Origin of the sequence: Cryptosporangium sp. NPDC048952 (assembly GCF_043197895.1) — a bacterium.
GTDB lineage: Bacteria > Actinomycetota > Actinomycetes > Mycobacteriales > Cryptosporangiaceae > Cryptosporangium.
The window spans coordinates 649400-663357 of sequence record NZ_JBICTY010000002.1; the positions used below are offsets into that span (position 1 = coordinate 649400).

The window sequence follows — 13958 nt, forward strand, 5'->3', positions numbered from 1 at the left end:
TACAGTGGCCTCCATGGCGGCACTGAACCGGACGGACGCTGAGGAGCTCGCCAGGCGCTGGGTCGCCGAGGCCGCTCCGGGCGCCGAGGCGGTTCTGCACGAGTTCGAGCTCGGCTGGGTAATCTCGGCCCGGTACCCGCTCACCGCGGACGACCCGCTCGGGATCCCGAGCATGGTGCTCAACCGCGAGTCCGGCGAACTGGTCGTCGGCGGCACGCTCCCGCCGCAGAACATCGCCGAGTGGTACGTCCGTGGATTCGAACCGCAGACCACCGAAAGACCGCGCACCCGCTTCTACCCCGCCACGATGAGCCGCCTCACGATCGCCGACCGCAGCTGGATCGCGCGCAGCCTCCGCTCCGACGCCGACCGGCCGCTCCACCCCGTCGTCTCGACGTTCTTCGACGCGATGCCGGCCGACTACCGGGAGCGCGGCTGCGAGCGCTCCAGCGAAGCCGTCGTCTTCTCCGATCTCTTTTACGCCGAGGAGAACGCGCGCATCGAGGCAGGCCGTCCGCGGCTGGTGCTGGACGACGCCAAGGAACTGGTCCGCGGCGCCCGCATCGAGACGTTCCGCATCCGCGAGGACGGCGACCCGTCCGGCGGCACCGCGGTCCGCTCCGGTCTGCCGGCGCTGCTCTTCCTCGACTACCTGGGGCTCTCCCCCGACGCCGCGCGGGCCTAGGCAGCGTCCAGGTAGGCCGCGTTCGGCCCGAGCAGCGCGGGCAGCGCCTCCAGTACGGCGTCCAGCAGCGGACCGGGCTCGACGTCGGCGATCACCGACGTGGCCCGGCAGGCCGCCCACAGGTCCGACTCCAGGTGACCCCACTGGTAGAGCCGGAACAGCACGGCGCCGATCTGCGCCACCGGCTGGCCCGGAAGCCCCACCTCGTAGGTCTCGGGGTCGTCCGCGCGGTTGCCCAGCCCGAGCATCAGCGGCTTGAGCTGGTAGGACTCCGCGAACGACAGCGCCGTCGGTGTCCCCGGCGTCACTTCGGCCACCAGTCCGTCGTCCACCAAAGCTTTCAGAACGCTGTCGACGTCCGGCAGGTCGGCAGCGGCGCTGAGCACGGCGTCACGATCGGGAACGCCGTGCACGAGCGCCCAGACGGCGAACTGCGGCTCGCTGAGCCGGACGACGTCGGGCCCGACCCGCACCCGGTGCGCCGGAGCGCCGGTCTCCGGGTCGGTGGTCGCGCCGAGCGAGTGCCCGACCGGGAGCAGCAGATCCATGAATCAGACCTTAGCGACCGGTCGTGAGCAGCAGCACGGCGAGCGCGGCCACGCAGATCAGCAACGCGAACGACAGCCCGACGCCGAACCGGCGCAGCCGCTCGATCGTGGCGGCGTTGGCGGTCGCCTGCTCGCGCAGCCGGTCGATCGTCCCGGTGGCCTCGTCGACCCGGTGCCGGATCGCGTCGGTGCCGGCTTCGGTGGTGCGTACCAGCTCACCCACCTGCCGGGTCAGCCGCTGGCGGTCGATCCGGTCGTCGCCGAGCAGTTCGTCGAGCGTGCGCAGCCGGACGTCGAGCGCGGTGATCGTCTCGCGGAGTTCCGCGCCGAACGGAGCGAGCGTCGGCTCGACCGCACGCTTGGTGATGTCGGTGACCGCGTCGGCCAGCAGCGTCACCGTTTCCTGGTGAACGTCCCTCGTAGTGGTCGTCACTGATTTCCCTCCGATCGAAAATTCGGGTTGCGGCTGAGCGCATCGATGCGCCGCAGCCAGTTCGACGCCCGGTCGCGTCCCTCGGTGGCGGCCACCCGGTCCTCCGGGGCCGGTTCCCGCTCGGCGGCCTCGACCTCGGCGGCCGTGCCCTCGGCGAGCCGGGCCAGCTCGGCGTGCAGGTGCCCGACGACGTGCTCCACAGCGCCGTTCACCGCCCGCACACCGTCGTCCCGGCTGCGCGCCCACGCGTCGGCGACGACCTGCCGGTTGGCGTCCGCATCGGACTTCCGCCGACGCGGATCGAGCAGCACGATCAGCCGCTGCCAGCCGCCCCGCCACTCGACTGTCGCGGCCGCGTGGTCGACCTCGGCGACGCCGAACGGTTCGACGTCCCAGGCCAGCTCGGGCGGCGTCACGGTTCGGTCCGGGAGCCGGGCCGCCAGTTCGAACGACAGAACTGCGCAGTCCGACGCCAGAAGCTCGCGGACGGTGCGGTTGAGCACGTCGATCTCGGCGCCGAGCCGGTCCCGGGCCGCGGCGAACGCCCGCTTGCCGGTCAGGCCGTGCACGATCTGTTCGATCCGGGCAGTGCCGCGGTCGAGGGCCTCGGCGACGCGGGCCCGCAGCCACGGTTCGCCCCACTCCGCAGTTCTGAAGCCGTCGCGAACACAGCTCAGCTCGTCGACGTCGTCATAGAAGGCTTGAAGGCGAGCCCGACGCGTTTCCTCGCCGTCGGCGACGCGGTCGATCCGGCGGACGTGCCGGCCGTGGACGTCGGTCACGACCTGGTGGGCGCGCTCGACCCAGGAGCGCAGCAGTGCACGCCGGGAGTCGAGGACGTAGCGGCCGAGGTCGTCGGAGAGCGCCCGGAAGTCGTCGTTGAGCTCGCTCACGACCTCGGTGAAGTACGTGCGCGGCGGGGTCGTGCCGAGCACGTTCTCGACGGTTTCGCGCACCCGGTCCTGGTCGTGTTCGATGACACCGCGACGGGTGATCACGAAGAAGAACCGCGACGGGTCGAGCCGCTCCCGCAGGAACGTCAGGTTGGTCCGGTCCTCGGCGCTCGCGGGCCGGGCGCCGTCGAAGCAGTAGACGACAGCGCTGTGCCGCTGGTCGCGGACCGCGCGGTGGGCCGTGACCCGGTGGTGCGGGACCGGGGCGTCGGTGCCGGGGGTGTCGACGATCGTGACGTGCTCGAGCAGCGGGTGCGGCACGCCCACCCGGAGCGTGTCGACGCGCAGGGCCAGCGCCGGGTCGCGGGTGAGGTCGGCGAACGCGCGTTCGCGGTCCAGCGCGCCGGGCCACTGGTCGGGCACCGACACGAACCGCCGGACGAGGACCTCCGCGGGCACCGACAGGTCGGTGATGCGCGGCCGGTCGGGGCTGGGCGCGAGGTAGGCGTAGAGCTGCGGGTCGCCGGTGAGGTCGAGCATCTTCCAGAGGCGCCAGAACGCCGCTTCACCGTCGCTCTCGGTCTGGCCGGCGAGCGGACGGAACTCGCAGTCGCGGGCCGCGACCGACCGGTCGCGCAGCCACCGGCCCAGCGCCCGGATGTTCTCCAGGTGGACGCGCAGCTGATGCGGTTCGGCGCCCGGCGAGAGCAGCCGCAGCTCGACCTCGGGCAGCCATTCCACGGTCAGCGAGTCGCGCGGCGCGTACTCGACCCGGTTCACCGTCGACGTCGTGGGGCGCGGCGCGGCGGGCAGCAGCGCCGCGCCGGTGCGGACGCCGAGCAGCGCGTTGATCAGCGACGACTTGCCCGACGAGGACTGGCCGAGCACGGCCACCTCGAGCCGGTCGTCGCGCACCTCGTCACGGACGGTCTCCAGCGCGGCGCGGTCGGCGTCGGTCGCGCCGAGGGCGGAGTCGGCGAGCACGCTCTCGAGCAGCGCGATCACGTCGTCGCGGAGTTGGGCGTAGGCCTGGCCGAACGCGGTCGGCGTGTCCTCGTCGCGCGGCAGGCGGACGCCCCGCACCGCCTCGCCGTTGTACCGATCGACGGTCGTGCGGACGTCGTGGTCGAGCAGCGTCCGGAGCGTTTCGACGGGACGCGCCGCCGACGCGAGCCGGGTGATCGCCGCGAGCCGGTCGTCGAGTTCGATGACGTCCGGGCCGTCACGCTCGATGCCGACCAGGTCGGCGAGCAGGTGCAGCGAGCCGAGCCAGTCGGGGTGGCGTGCCATCAGCGCCATCGTGCGGCGGCGGGCGAAGTCGCCGCAGAGCGACTCGCGGCTCCGGATCGCGGCCGCGGCCAGCCCGGACGTCCACCGGTCGGGGGCGGTGCGGGTCCGCAGCAGCGCGACGCAGCGCAGGAACGTCGCGCGCTCGGGGCCGGGGCGCGCCAGGCGGCGGACCGCGAGCGGCACGGCCGGGCCGATGTCGAGGCCCGGCACCGCGAGTTCGTCGAACGTGGACGCCGCGCCGGCGATCTCGGCTTCCCGCCGGTTCTCGATCAGCAGCAACGGTGTGTTCCGCAGCGCTTCGAGGGCTTGGGAGTCCAGCTCGGTGATCCCTCGGCGGGGCACCACGTAGAGCACGCCGACGTCGGGTTTCCGGACCTCGTCGACGGCGGGGCCGGTGAGGTCGTCGGTCGTGTCGAGGCCCGGGCAGTCGACGACGCGCAGGCTCCAGTCGAGCAGGAGGCGGGCTGGCGCGATCGCGCGGACGCGGCGCAGTTCGGGGAACCTCGTGAGGTCCGGGGTGTCGAGGGGGGCGCGAACCCACTCGGTCGGCTCGGTGGCCGTTCCGCCGACGCCGAGCCAGAGTTCGGGGCTACTGCCGTACACGTACTCGACGGGGACGGGCGTGGCTTTGCCGGGGCGCTCGGCGAGCCCTGGAAAATTTCGCACGCCGTCGGTGAGCAGGGCGGAGATCAGGGCGGTCTTTCCGGCGTCGACCGGACCCCACACGACCAGCGTGAACTCCGGCACGGCGCCGAGGCGGATGCGGTGACCGGTGCGGTCGGCGGCGTCGTAGGCCGCGCGGACGGCGGCCGGGAGAACGGCGATCGCAGTGGCGTCGGAGTCGGCGCTGGTGTCGGAGGGCGAGGGGTCGAGGGTGGAGGGACGGCTCACACTGACCGAGTCTAGGGACTTTCGTCCTATATATGTCGAATTTAGTCAGGGGCCGTGTTGTGTCAGGTGACTAGTGTGGCGACCGTGGTGGTGGAGGCGCCGGCGCGCGTTGCTGTTGCACCGGTACGCACCGATCGGCCCGTGTGGTGGCGCGAGATCCTGATCGTCGTCGCGTTTCTCGTGCCGTACGACCTGATCCGGGCGGCGGCGAGTGACCACCGGGGTCCGGCGCTCGTGCACGCGCAGCAGGTGCTTTCGTGGGAGCGGCACCTCGGCCTGGACGTCGAGGCGGGGTTGAACGCGGCGGTTGCCGGGGAGCGGTGGGCGGAGGTCGCGACCGCGTTCTGGTACGCGGGGCTGCACTACCTCGTCACGCCGTTGGTGTTGCTGGCATTGTTCCGGTGGCGGCCGGAGCTGTACCGGCGGGCGCGGCTGGCGTTGATGGCCGCGACCGCGGCGGCGCTGGTCGGGTACGTGACGTTCCCGACCGCGCCGCCGCGCATGGTGCCCGGGTACGTCGACACGCTCATCGCTACCGCGGACGTGGGGTGGTGGCCCCAGCACGACTCGGCCGGGCTGAATCAGCTGGCGGCGATGCCGTCGATGCACGTGGGGTGGGCGCTGTGGTGCGGGCTGGCGCTCGCGGCGTTGTCACGCCACTGGTGGCAGCGGGCTCTTGCATTCACCTACCCCGTGATCACGACAGCGGTGGTGGTAGCCACCGCCAACCACTGGCTCCTCGACGCGGTCGCCGGCGCCGCCTTGGTCGCCGCCGCGTGGGCAGCCCTGACGCGCTCGCCGCGGCGCGCTCGGCCCTGACCCGCTCGCCGCCGCGTGCGCGGCCTGACGGGCAGTCGCCGCCTGGGCGGCGCGGCGCGCTCGGCGCGGCGCCGGCTGTCGCCGGTCGCGCCGCGGCGCGCCATCGTGCGGTCTACCGCGCGGAGACCGCGTCCAAGTCGGCTCGTTCGGACCCGTCCAGGTCGAAGGTGGCGGAGGCCAGCAAGGACGGGAGCTGCTCGAGCGTGCGGGCGCTCGCGATCGGGGCGACCACGTTCGGGCGGCCGCGGAGCCACGCCAGCGCCACCGTTGCCATCTCCACGCCCCGCGCGCTCGCGATCTTGTCCAGCGCGTCGACGACCGCCAGCCCGGCGTCGTTGAAATAGCTCTTCGCCATGTGCCCGCGGATCGCACCGGCCTCCAGGTCGGCCTGCGTCCGGTACTTACCGGTCAAGAATCCAGCCCCCAACCCGAAGTACGGAACCACCGCGAGGTTCTCGTCCGCGACGACCGGCGCGACCTGCCGCTCGTAATCCACCCGATGCACCAGGTTGTAGTGCGGCTGGACCGCCACCGGCATCGCGAACCCCTCACGCCGCGCGATCGCGAACCACTCCCGGATCCGCTCCGCGCGGTAATTCGACACCGCGATCGCCCGAACCTTCCCAGCCCGCACCAGCGCGTCGAACGCCCCCGCGGTCTCCTCGAGCGGCGTCGACTCGTCGTCGAAGTGGGCGTAGTACAGGTCGATGTAGTCGGTCCGCAGCCGACGCAGCGACGCCTCCGCGGCGGCAGCGATGTTCGAGGCCGCGAGCCCGCGGAAGTCCGGGTGCTGCGACACCTTCGTCCCGATGACAACATTCCCGCGGTTGTTCCGCGAAGCAAGCCACGAGCCGATAATCGTCTCGGACTCACCCCCGGAGTTCCCCGGCGCGAACGCCGAATAGCTGTCGGACGTGTCGACGAAGTTGCCCCCGGCCGCTGCATAGGCGTCGAGGACGTCGAACGAGGTCGCCTCGTCGCTGGTCCAGCCGAACGTGTTGCCGCCGAGCGCGAGCGGATAGACGTCGAAGGGGATCGCTGTAGTCATACGGGTGGGCTGACCCCTTTGTCGTGAGCCCAACCATCGATTTCGGATGTTGTTATCATCTGGATGTGATCGTCATATGAGGCTCACTCGGGCTCAGCAGCAGGAACGCACGCGCGCTGCCGTGCTTGCTGCGGCGCACGCGGAGTTCGCCGAGCGCGGCTACCAGGCCGTAACGGTCGACCGGATCGCGGACCGCGCCGAGATGACCCGCGGCGCGGTCTATTCGAATTTCCCCGGCAAGAGTGCGCTGTACCTGGCGGTGCTGCTCGACGTCGTGGAGCGGGAGCCGTCCGAGGCCGTGACGCGCGAGACGCACCTCGAAGACGCACTCGAAGCGTTCGCCAGGGCCTGGCTCGACCGGCTCCCGATGCACGGCGACACCCCCGCCGGCGCTCACCTGCGACTGCGCTCGCTCGACGGCGTGCTGGACACCGTGGCCGGTCGTACCGCGCTCGGCGGGGTGACCCAGTTGGAGACGCTGCTGCTCGGGCGAGCACTGGAGGCCTGCGTGCCGACCGCTCCCCGGCGGGTGCGGCTCGCCGGGGTGGTCCGCACGGTCCTCGACGGTGCCGGTCACCTCGCAGCCGTAGCGCCCGGCGTCGGGGATCCGTTCGACGTCGTCCGGGCCTGTGAACATTTGGCGGATCTGCCGCTGACCGACGTGTGGGAACCGACGCACCTGCCGTTCGTGAAGGCGGCGGAGACGGTCGACGAGCCGTGGGAGGCGCCGGCGGCCGCGCCGGACCTGATCAACGGCGAGCCGGTGTCGCTCGGCGACGGGGTGATCGTGCTGCTCGGTGCGGAGCGCCTCGGCGCGGCGGAGGAGGCTGTACGCGCGGCCGGCGAGCGCGTCACGGTCGTGGTCGCCGGCAGTCCGGAGACCGATCCGCTGGTACGCCTGCGGGTCCGCGACCTGGTCGGGTGCCTCCGACGTGCGGTCGATCCCGCCCTCTGGCCCGGCTTCGCCCTCCTTCTCGACGACGGCCACGTCGCGTCCGCCCTGGGAGTGACGCCCGAGCCCGCCACCGAGTGCGCGGTGCGCATCACCGACGGACGCGTCGTAGCCCGCGCTGACCACCGAGGCGCAGGCCACGCAGTGGCGGTAGTCCAATGACCGCCCGACCGAACCCGGTCGCGCCGCACCGAACCCAGGCGTCCGCGACGCACGCGCCGCACATCGCTCACACAGCGCACGTCGCGGACGCACCGCAGGTCGCGGACGCAGCGCAGGTCGCGGACGCAGCGCAGGTCGCGGACGTGGCTATCGGGCGCGGCGCCATGCACGTCGGGGTGGGCCGCGGCGGGGCGGCGGGTCGTGGCGTGGCGGATGTGGGGGTGGGGCGATGAGTGGGGTCTTGCATGTGTTGCGGTGTGTTGGGGGGTCGGGGCTGGCTGGGGTTGCGGATGCGGCTGGGGTCGCGGAGGACGAGGCCGAGTCGGCGTTGATCGATCTGGCGGTGGCAGGGCTGGTCACGTTCGAGCGGGGAGAGTTCGGAGGCTGGCGGATCACCGCCGAGGGCAAAGCGGCCGACGACAAAGCCGTGGCGGACGAGCTCGATGCGCTGGGCGCGCGGGCGGCCGTGCAGGTCGCGTACCAGGCGTTCCTGGAGCTGAACCCCGAACTGCTCGACCTCTGCACGGCGTGGCAACTCCGCACCGCCGAGGTGGGGCGCGTCGTCGAGCGTCTCGGTGACCTGCACGCACGGTGCTCCGTCGTGCTCGAACCGCTGGTTCCGCTGCTCCCCCGCTTCGAGCGGCACCGCGCCGGCCTGCGGGACGCGCTGTCCCACGCCGAGAAGGGCCAGCTCGAGTACCTCACCGACCGGCTCGACTCCTACCACACCCGGTGGTTCCGGCTGCACGAAGATCTGCTGGTCACGCTCGGAACGCCGCGCCACTGATGAGCTGGATCGTGCCGCTGTCAGCGGCCGACGACCCGTCCCTGGTGGGCGCCAAGGCCCACGGCCTCTACGTGCTGCACCACTTAGGCCTCCCGGTCCCCCCGGGCTTCGCCGTAGCCATCACCCTCCACCGAGCCGGCCGCTTCCCGCCCTCCTTCGACGCCGAACTGACGACCGCACTCCAAGCCTTGGAGACCACCACCGGTCCCGGGCCGTTACGCGTCTCGGTGCGGTCGGGGGCGCCCGTGTCGATGCCGGGGATGATGGCGACGGTGCTCGACGTCGGAGCAAGCGAGGTGCGGGACGCGATCGAGCAGGTGCTGGCGTCGTGGGACTCCCCACGGGCCACCACGTATCGGAGACTTCACGACATCGACGACGACCTCGGCACCGCGGTCGTCGTCCAGGCGATGGTCTACGGCGACCGCGACGAGCACAGCGCGAGTGGTGTCGCCTTCAGCCGCGACCCGATGACCGGCGACCCGGCCCCGTACGGCGAGGTGGTGTTCCGCGCCCACGGCGTCGACGTCGTCGACGGCACACACCCCACCCGCCCCCTGACCGACCTGGCAACCAGAATCCCCGACGCCTGGCACGCCCTCCGGACCGCCCTGACCACGACCGAGCGCCACTACCGCGACGTCTGCCACCTCGAATTCACGATCGAATCGGGCAACCTCTGGCTACTCCAGGTCCGCCCCGGCGGTATCGCACCGAGCGCGGCCGCACGGATCGCCGTCGATCTCGTGCACGACGGGATCCTCACCCGCGAGGAAGCCGTCGCCCGCGTGGATCTCGCGCACCACACCCCCCAACTCCCCGCCGGAGTTCCGGTTCTGACCAGGGGTACGCCGGCCTCCCCCGGCCTGGCCTCCGGCCGAACCGCCCTCACCGCGGACGACGCCGTCCGCCTCGCCGCCCACGGCCCGGTCATCCTCGTCCGCCCGACGACCTCACCGGCCGACCTCCACGGACTGGCCGCGGCCGCGGGCGTGATCACGTTCCGCGGCGGCCCCACGAGCCACGCGGCAGTCGTCGCCCGCTCGATGAACAAGCCCGCCGTGGTCGGCGCAGAGGAAGTCACGCTCAGTGACGGCACAGAAGTCACGATCGACGGCACAACCGGCATAGTCACCCCGGGAATCCACTCAGGAGTGACCTCGAGCGACGATCCCGCCATGAAACTCCTGAGGCAGTGGAGCACCTATGGGTTAGCTGAGAATTAAATGAGTCAAACGTCGAACCGTGTGGTCCTTTGCGGCGTCTGGGTGATCGGGGCCTGTATGCGCAGGTAGACCGGCGGAGGATGACTCAGTTGCGTAAGAGATTGACCATCGGCGCCATTGTGGGCGTCGCAGCGGCAGCGATCACCGGCACGGCGCTCGTAGGCGTCTCGGATGCTGCCGACAAGACGGCGAGCAGCTCGCCGGGCACGATCGTCTGCCCAGACGTCACAAGCCAACTGCCGGCCGTGCCGGCCCGAGCGCAGGCCGAGGTCGATCGCAACCTCGCGCTCCTGCAGACGCAGATCGACGAGGCCAACAAGCGCCTCGTCAGCTCGCAGGGCGAAGGCGGCAAGAACTTCGTCCAGAACGCGATCCTCGGCCCGCTGGCCGACAAGCGGAGCTCCACCGTCGACCGGATCGTCATCGCGATCGGACGCGCGGGCGAACGCCCGACGCTCGACGTGAAGACGCTCGCCACCTGCACGGTGGAGGGCGCCGGCAGCGCCCCGACAAGTGCAGCCGCCACGACCGCGCCGCCCGCCACCGCGGCGCCGAACCCGGCCGCCACCCACGGGCACGCCCAGCGCGGCCCCGTCAAGGCGGACTTCGTCGACATCCGCAGGGTGAAGCCGACCCGCAGCACGCAGGCGCGCACCAGCCGCCGGGGATCCGGCGGCACGTTCACCGCACGCTGCGGCAACAACGAGCGCGGGCACTTCAACTCCGACAACGTGATCGTCGCGCCGGGTGTCGGCAACGGCGCCCACCACCTGCACGACTACGTCGGCAACACCACGACGTCGTTCCAGTCCACGGACGACAGCCTCGCCCGCGGCGGGACGACGTGCCAAGACCGCGGCGACAAGTCGAGCTACTACTGGCCGGTGGTGCGTGACATCACGAAGACCAGGGGTCAGAAGCGGGTTCAGGGTGAACTCGAGGAGGACCTGAACGTCGGGAAGACGCTCCGGCCACGGGTCTCGATCCAGTACTCGGGCAACCCGTTCCAGAAGGTCGTGCCGATGCCGCGGTTCCTCCGCGTGCTGACCGGTGACGCGAAGGCGTTCACGAACGGTGGCGCGAACCAGCACGCCAAGTTCTCGTGCCAGGGCTTCACGAACCGGATCTCGACCGACAAGTACACGCTCTGCCCGAACGGTCGCGGTTTCCAGCGGATCGCGGAGTTCCCGAGCTGCTGGGACGGCAAGAGCACCGACAGCGCCAACCACCGCGCGCACATCACGTTCCCGGACGCCAGCGGTCGCTGCGCCCAGGGCACGGTCGCGGTGCCGAAGCTGACGATCACGCTCACGTACAACGTGCCGAGGGGCCCGTCGTTCGCGATCGACGGGTTCCCCGAGCAGCTGCACAAGCCGATCAACGAGCACAACGACTTCATCAACGTCATGTCGACGTCGTCGATGAAGAAGGTCGTGAACTGCATCAACAGCAACCGCCGCTGCTGATCCGAAGCGCGGCGCGGCCTCGGCCGCGCCGCGCGATCGACCGCACGACCCGCGCCGGGTCTCTCGCTAGCCGTCGGCAGCGGACTCCGCGTCGAGTTCTTTCAGCATGCGGCGCAGTTCTGCGCCTGGCTCGCCGAGGCCGGTGCTCGCCTGACGGGTACTCAGAACCTGCCGGTCGGCGACGTGGTCGAGGGAGCACGCGAACCGGATCGTGTGTCGCAGGATCCGCTCGTGGTACCCGAGCAGCTCGGCCACCCGGCGGCGGTCCGGGGTGTCGGGCGTGAGTTCCTGCAGCATCTCCCAGTACCGCCCGGCGACCCGGGACGCGGCCCGCGCCCAGATCCCGACCCGTTCCGGCGCGGCCGACAACGCGGCCAGGGCGTCGTCGGCGACCGGCTGCAGCGCGACCGCGTCACGCACGATGCGGAGAAGAAGCTCGTCGGAGCGGACGCGCGGCACGGGCGCCACCTCCCAGCGGAGTACGTTCCACTCTCCGCCGGTGCGCGTCGCCCGGTCAAGACGGCGGTAGATATCCGTAGATCGCGAGGTCGTGGCGGGTGTCGCCGACCGGTAACACCGAACGCAACGTGCCTTCGTGAACGAATCCCAGCCGCTCGGCGACGGCACGGCTGCGCCGGTTCTGCACCGCCGCCCGGATCTCGATCCGCGCGACCCCGTACGCCGACACGACGTGGTCGCGCAGCACCGCGGCGCTCGCGGTCATCAGGCCGCGGCCCTCCGCGCCGGCGTCGATCCAGTAGCCCAGTTCCGCGGTGCGCTGGTAATTGTCGATGCGGGCGCTGACGGTTCCGACGATCTCACCGCGGTACCGGATCACGGTCGGCACGGCCCGCCCGTCCACCCAGTCCAGCATCTGGAGCCGGTCGTACGCGATGAGCGCGGCGAGCGTCTGCTCGCCCTGGGCCCACGGCTCCCAGGCGCGGAGCCGCTCGATGTTCGCGACCGCGAGACGGAGCATCGCGTCCGCGGTCCAGCGTTCCCGGAGCACCAGATCGACGTCGTCCCCGACCGGTAACACGAATCGACTCGTCACGAATCGGACACTAGTCGTACGACGTGCGTGCCCGGCTCGTCGGGGTCAGCCGCCGCGCTGCAACTGCCCGATGAGGACACCCGCGCCGACACTCACCGCGGCGAGCACCGCGATCACGATCGCGAGGATGATCCAGGTGCGTCGGCTGAACCCCTCGTCAGGGCGTTCCCACGCCGCGATCCGGCGCTGCACCTCGTCCGGGGTCAGCTCCTCCGAAGGGCCTGACGGAAACGGCGGCGGCGCATCCGGCGCCGAATGCCGCCCCGATGCACTCGGCGCACCGGCGCTCGGGGCATACGGCGATTCCGACTCGCCCGGGCGGCGACGAGGGGCTGCCGCGGTGGGGCGGCGGATCGCGCCGGCGCGGTCGGACATCGCCCGCAGCACGTCCTCCTCCACGCGCAGCGGCGTCTCCGCCCGCGTCAGCCAGTCCGGTCCGAGTTCGGCCGCCGCGGCGCCCGCCAGCAACAACGCAAAATCCTTTGCCGACGCCGTGCGCTCCGCCGGATCACGCGTCAACGCCTGACCCAGGACCGCCGCGAACCGGTCGGGCAGCCCACCGGGGAGGTCGGGGCTCCCGTAGATCTGCTCGTGCAGCAGTTCCCGCACCGGCAGATCGGCCGGGAACGGCGGCCGCCCCGTGAGCATGTGGTAGACCACGCCACCGAGCGCGTACACGTCGGTCGCCGGCCGCACCGGCTGCCCCAGGATCTGCTCGGGCGCGGCGTACCCCGGCGTACCGACCAGCGACCCACTGGTCACCACGCTGCCCTCGAAGATCTTCGCGAGCCCGAAGTCCGTGACCTTCGCGGCCCCGTCGGCGGCGAACAGCACGTTGTCGGGCTTCACGTCCCGGTGCACGATCCCCCGCAGGTGCGCCGCGTGCAGCGCGTCGGCGACCGACAGCGCGATCGCACACGCCGTCTCCGGCGTCATCCCGGAACGCAGCCGGGACGTCAGCGTGCCGCCGGGGCAGTGCTCCATCACGAGCACGCACAACCCGTCGTCGTCGGCGTAGTCGTGCACGTGGACGACGTGTGGGTGGTCGAACGCGGCCATGACCTGCGCCTCGGACAGGAACCGCCGCTCGAGCCCCGGGTCGGGCATCGCGAGCACCTTGATCGCGACCGGCCGCCCGAGCGACCGGTGTCTGCCCTCGAGGACGGTGCCGAACCCGCCGCTGCCGACTTCCCGTCCCACCTCGTAGGACGGTAACGCGGCGGCGATCGTGGAGCGGTCGAACAGCACCCGCTAGACCTAGCACATCACGCTGCGCGCCGCTCACCGGGACGGGCGCGCGTCGTACCCGTCCCGGGCCTCGCGCACCTCGTCGATGTGGGTCTCGGCCCAGTCCTTGATCGCCCGCTGGATCGGCAGCAGGCTCTCCCCCAGCGGCGTCAGGGCGTAAACGACCTTGACGGGCGTCTCCGGCACCACCGTGCGCGTGACCAGGCCGTCACGTTCGAGCGTGCGCAGCGTCTGCGTGAGCATTTTCTGAGTGGCCCCGGCAACGGTGGCGGCGAGCTCGCCGTGCCGCCGCGGCCCCTCGGCGAGCGCGGCGACGACGAGCGTGAGCCACTTGTCGCTGAGTCTGCCGAGCAGGTCGTGGCCGGGACACTCGGCGAGGTTCGCGTTGTAGGCACGGGCACGCTCGGCCCGACGTTCCGCCGCGCTGACCGTCGTCATGGGCACTCCTGTGAACCC

Annotated in this window: 15 protein-coding genes; 7 read left to right on the plus strand and 8 right to left on the minus strand. The window is 71.6% G+C overall.

Annotation, left to right across the window (positions count from 1 at the left end):
* The first annotated feature begins 13 nt into the window (after positions 1 to 13).
* Positions 14 to 685 carry a YwqJ-related putative deaminase gene (locus ACGFY5_RS11135; protein WP_392719441.1) on the plus strand — a complete coding sequence of 224 codons (672 nt, stop codon included), beginning with the start codon at positions 14 to 16 and terminating at the stop codon, positions 683 to 685.
* Here the strand turns inward: ACGFY5_RS11135 and ACGFY5_RS11140 are convergent.
* From ACGFY5_RS11140 to ACGFY5_RS11150, 3 genes are read right to left on the minus strand one after another with little or no spacing between them, the layout of a single operon-like run.
* Entirely contained in the window at positions 682 to 1233 is a 552-nt protein-coding gene (locus ACGFY5_RS11140) for a hypothetical protein (RefSeq protein ID WP_392719442.1), read from the minus strand. The genes ACGFY5_RS11135 and ACGFY5_RS11140 overlap by 4 nt on opposite strands.
* A gap of 10 nt (positions 1234 to 1243) precedes the next feature.
* Positions 1244 to 1666 carry a hypothetical protein gene (locus tag ACGFY5_RS11145; protein ID WP_392719443.1) on the minus strand — a complete coding sequence of 141 codons (423 nt, stop codon included), beginning with the start codon at positions 1664 to 1666 and terminating at the stop codon, positions 1244 to 1246.
* Positions 1663 to 4740 carry a dynamin family protein gene (locus ACGFY5_RS11150; protein ID WP_392719444.1) on the minus strand — a complete coding sequence of 1026 codons (3078 nt, stop codon included), beginning with the start codon at positions 4738 to 4740 and terminating at the stop codon, positions 1663 to 1665. Before ACGFY5_RS11150 ends, ACGFY5_RS11145 begins: the two co-directional genes overlap by 4 nt.
* A gap of 75 nt (positions 4741 to 4815) precedes the next feature.
* Between ACGFY5_RS11150 and ACGFY5_RS11155 the strand changes: the two genes are divergently transcribed.
* Positions 4816 to 5559 (plus strand): phosphatase PAP2 family protein, encoded by a 744-nt coding sequence (locus tag ACGFY5_RS11155; RefSeq protein WP_392719445.1) that lies wholly within the window; start codon positions 4816 to 4818, stop codon positions 5557 to 5559.
* A 112-nt stretch (positions 5560 to 5671) separates the two neighbouring features.
* Here ACGFY5_RS11155 and ACGFY5_RS11160 read toward each other — a convergent pair whose 3' ends face one another.
* Entirely contained in the window at positions 5672 to 6607 is a 936-nt protein-coding gene (locus ACGFY5_RS11160) for an aldo/keto reductase (RefSeq protein WP_392719446.1), read from the minus strand.
* 76 nt (positions 6608 to 6683) lie between these two features.
* On the opposite strand from ACGFY5_RS11160, the gene ACGFY5_RS11165 reads away from it, so the two are divergent.
* The 5 genes from ACGFY5_RS11165 (at position 6684) to ACGFY5_RS11185 (ending at position 11200) form a co-directional block, all read left to right on the plus strand.
* The gene (locus ACGFY5_RS11165; RefSeq protein WP_392719447.1) at positions 6684 to 7721 is read left to right on the plus strand and encodes a TetR/AcrR family transcriptional regulator; all 1038 of its coding nucleotides are present in this window, start codon (positions 6684 to 6686) and stop codon (positions 7719 to 7721) included.
* Positions 7718 to 7954 (plus strand): hypothetical protein, encoded by a 237-nt coding sequence (locus tag ACGFY5_RS11170; RefSeq protein ID WP_392719448.1) that lies wholly within the window; start codon positions 7718 to 7720, stop codon positions 7952 to 7954. The genes ACGFY5_RS11165 and ACGFY5_RS11170 overlap by 4 nt, the downstream gene beginning before the upstream one ends.
* Positions 7951 to 8508 carry a transcriptional regulator gene (locus ACGFY5_RS11175; RefSeq protein ID WP_392719449.1) on the plus strand — a complete coding sequence of 186 codons (558 nt, stop codon included), beginning with the start codon at positions 7951 to 7953 and terminating at the stop codon, positions 8506 to 8508. The genes ACGFY5_RS11170 and ACGFY5_RS11175 overlap by 4 nt, the downstream gene beginning before the upstream one ends.
* Complete coding sequence (locus ACGFY5_RS11180; RefSeq protein WP_392719450.1) at positions 8508 to 9734, plus strand: PEP/pyruvate-binding domain-containing protein; 1227 nt, start codon at positions 8508 to 8510, stop codon at positions 9732 to 9734. The genes ACGFY5_RS11175 and ACGFY5_RS11180 overlap by 1 nt, the downstream gene beginning before the upstream one ends.
* An 80-nt stretch (positions 9735 to 9814) precedes the next feature.
* Positions 9815 to 11200, plus strand: a complete 1386-nt coding sequence (locus tag ACGFY5_RS11185) for a DUF1996 domain-containing protein (RefSeq protein WP_392719451.1) — start codon at positions 9815 to 9817, stop codon at positions 11198 to 11200.
* Between the two features lie 66 nt (positions 11201 to 11266).
* On the opposite strand, the gene ACGFY5_RS11190 is transcribed toward ACGFY5_RS11185, so the two are convergent.
* From ACGFY5_RS11190 to ACGFY5_RS11205, 4 genes are read right to left on the minus strand one after another with little or no spacing between them, the layout of a single operon-like run.
* On the minus strand, positions 11267 to 11659 hold the full coding sequence (locus ACGFY5_RS11190; RefSeq protein ID WP_392719452.1) for a hypothetical protein: 393 nt from the start codon (positions 11657 to 11659) through the stop codon (positions 11267 to 11269).
* 55 nt (positions 11660 to 11714) lie between these two features.
* On the minus strand, positions 11715 to 12254 hold the full coding sequence (locus tag ACGFY5_RS11195) for a GNAT family N-acetyltransferase (protein WP_392719453.1): 540 nt from the start codon (positions 12252 to 12254) through the stop codon (positions 11715 to 11717).
* 45 nt (positions 12255 to 12299) lie between these two features.
* Positions 12300 to 13502, minus strand: coding sequence for a serine/threonine-protein kinase (locus ACGFY5_RS11200; protein WP_392719454.1), 1203 nt, complete (start codon positions 13500 to 13502; stop codon positions 12300 to 12302).
* A gap of 33 nt (positions 13503 to 13535) precedes the next feature.
* A complete protein-coding gene (locus ACGFY5_RS11205) occupies positions 13536 to 13940 on the minus strand; it encodes a winged helix-turn-helix transcriptional regulator (RefSeq protein WP_392719455.1) in 405 nt (134 codons plus the stop codon).
* Between the last annotated feature and the right edge of the window lie 18 nt (positions 13941 to 13958).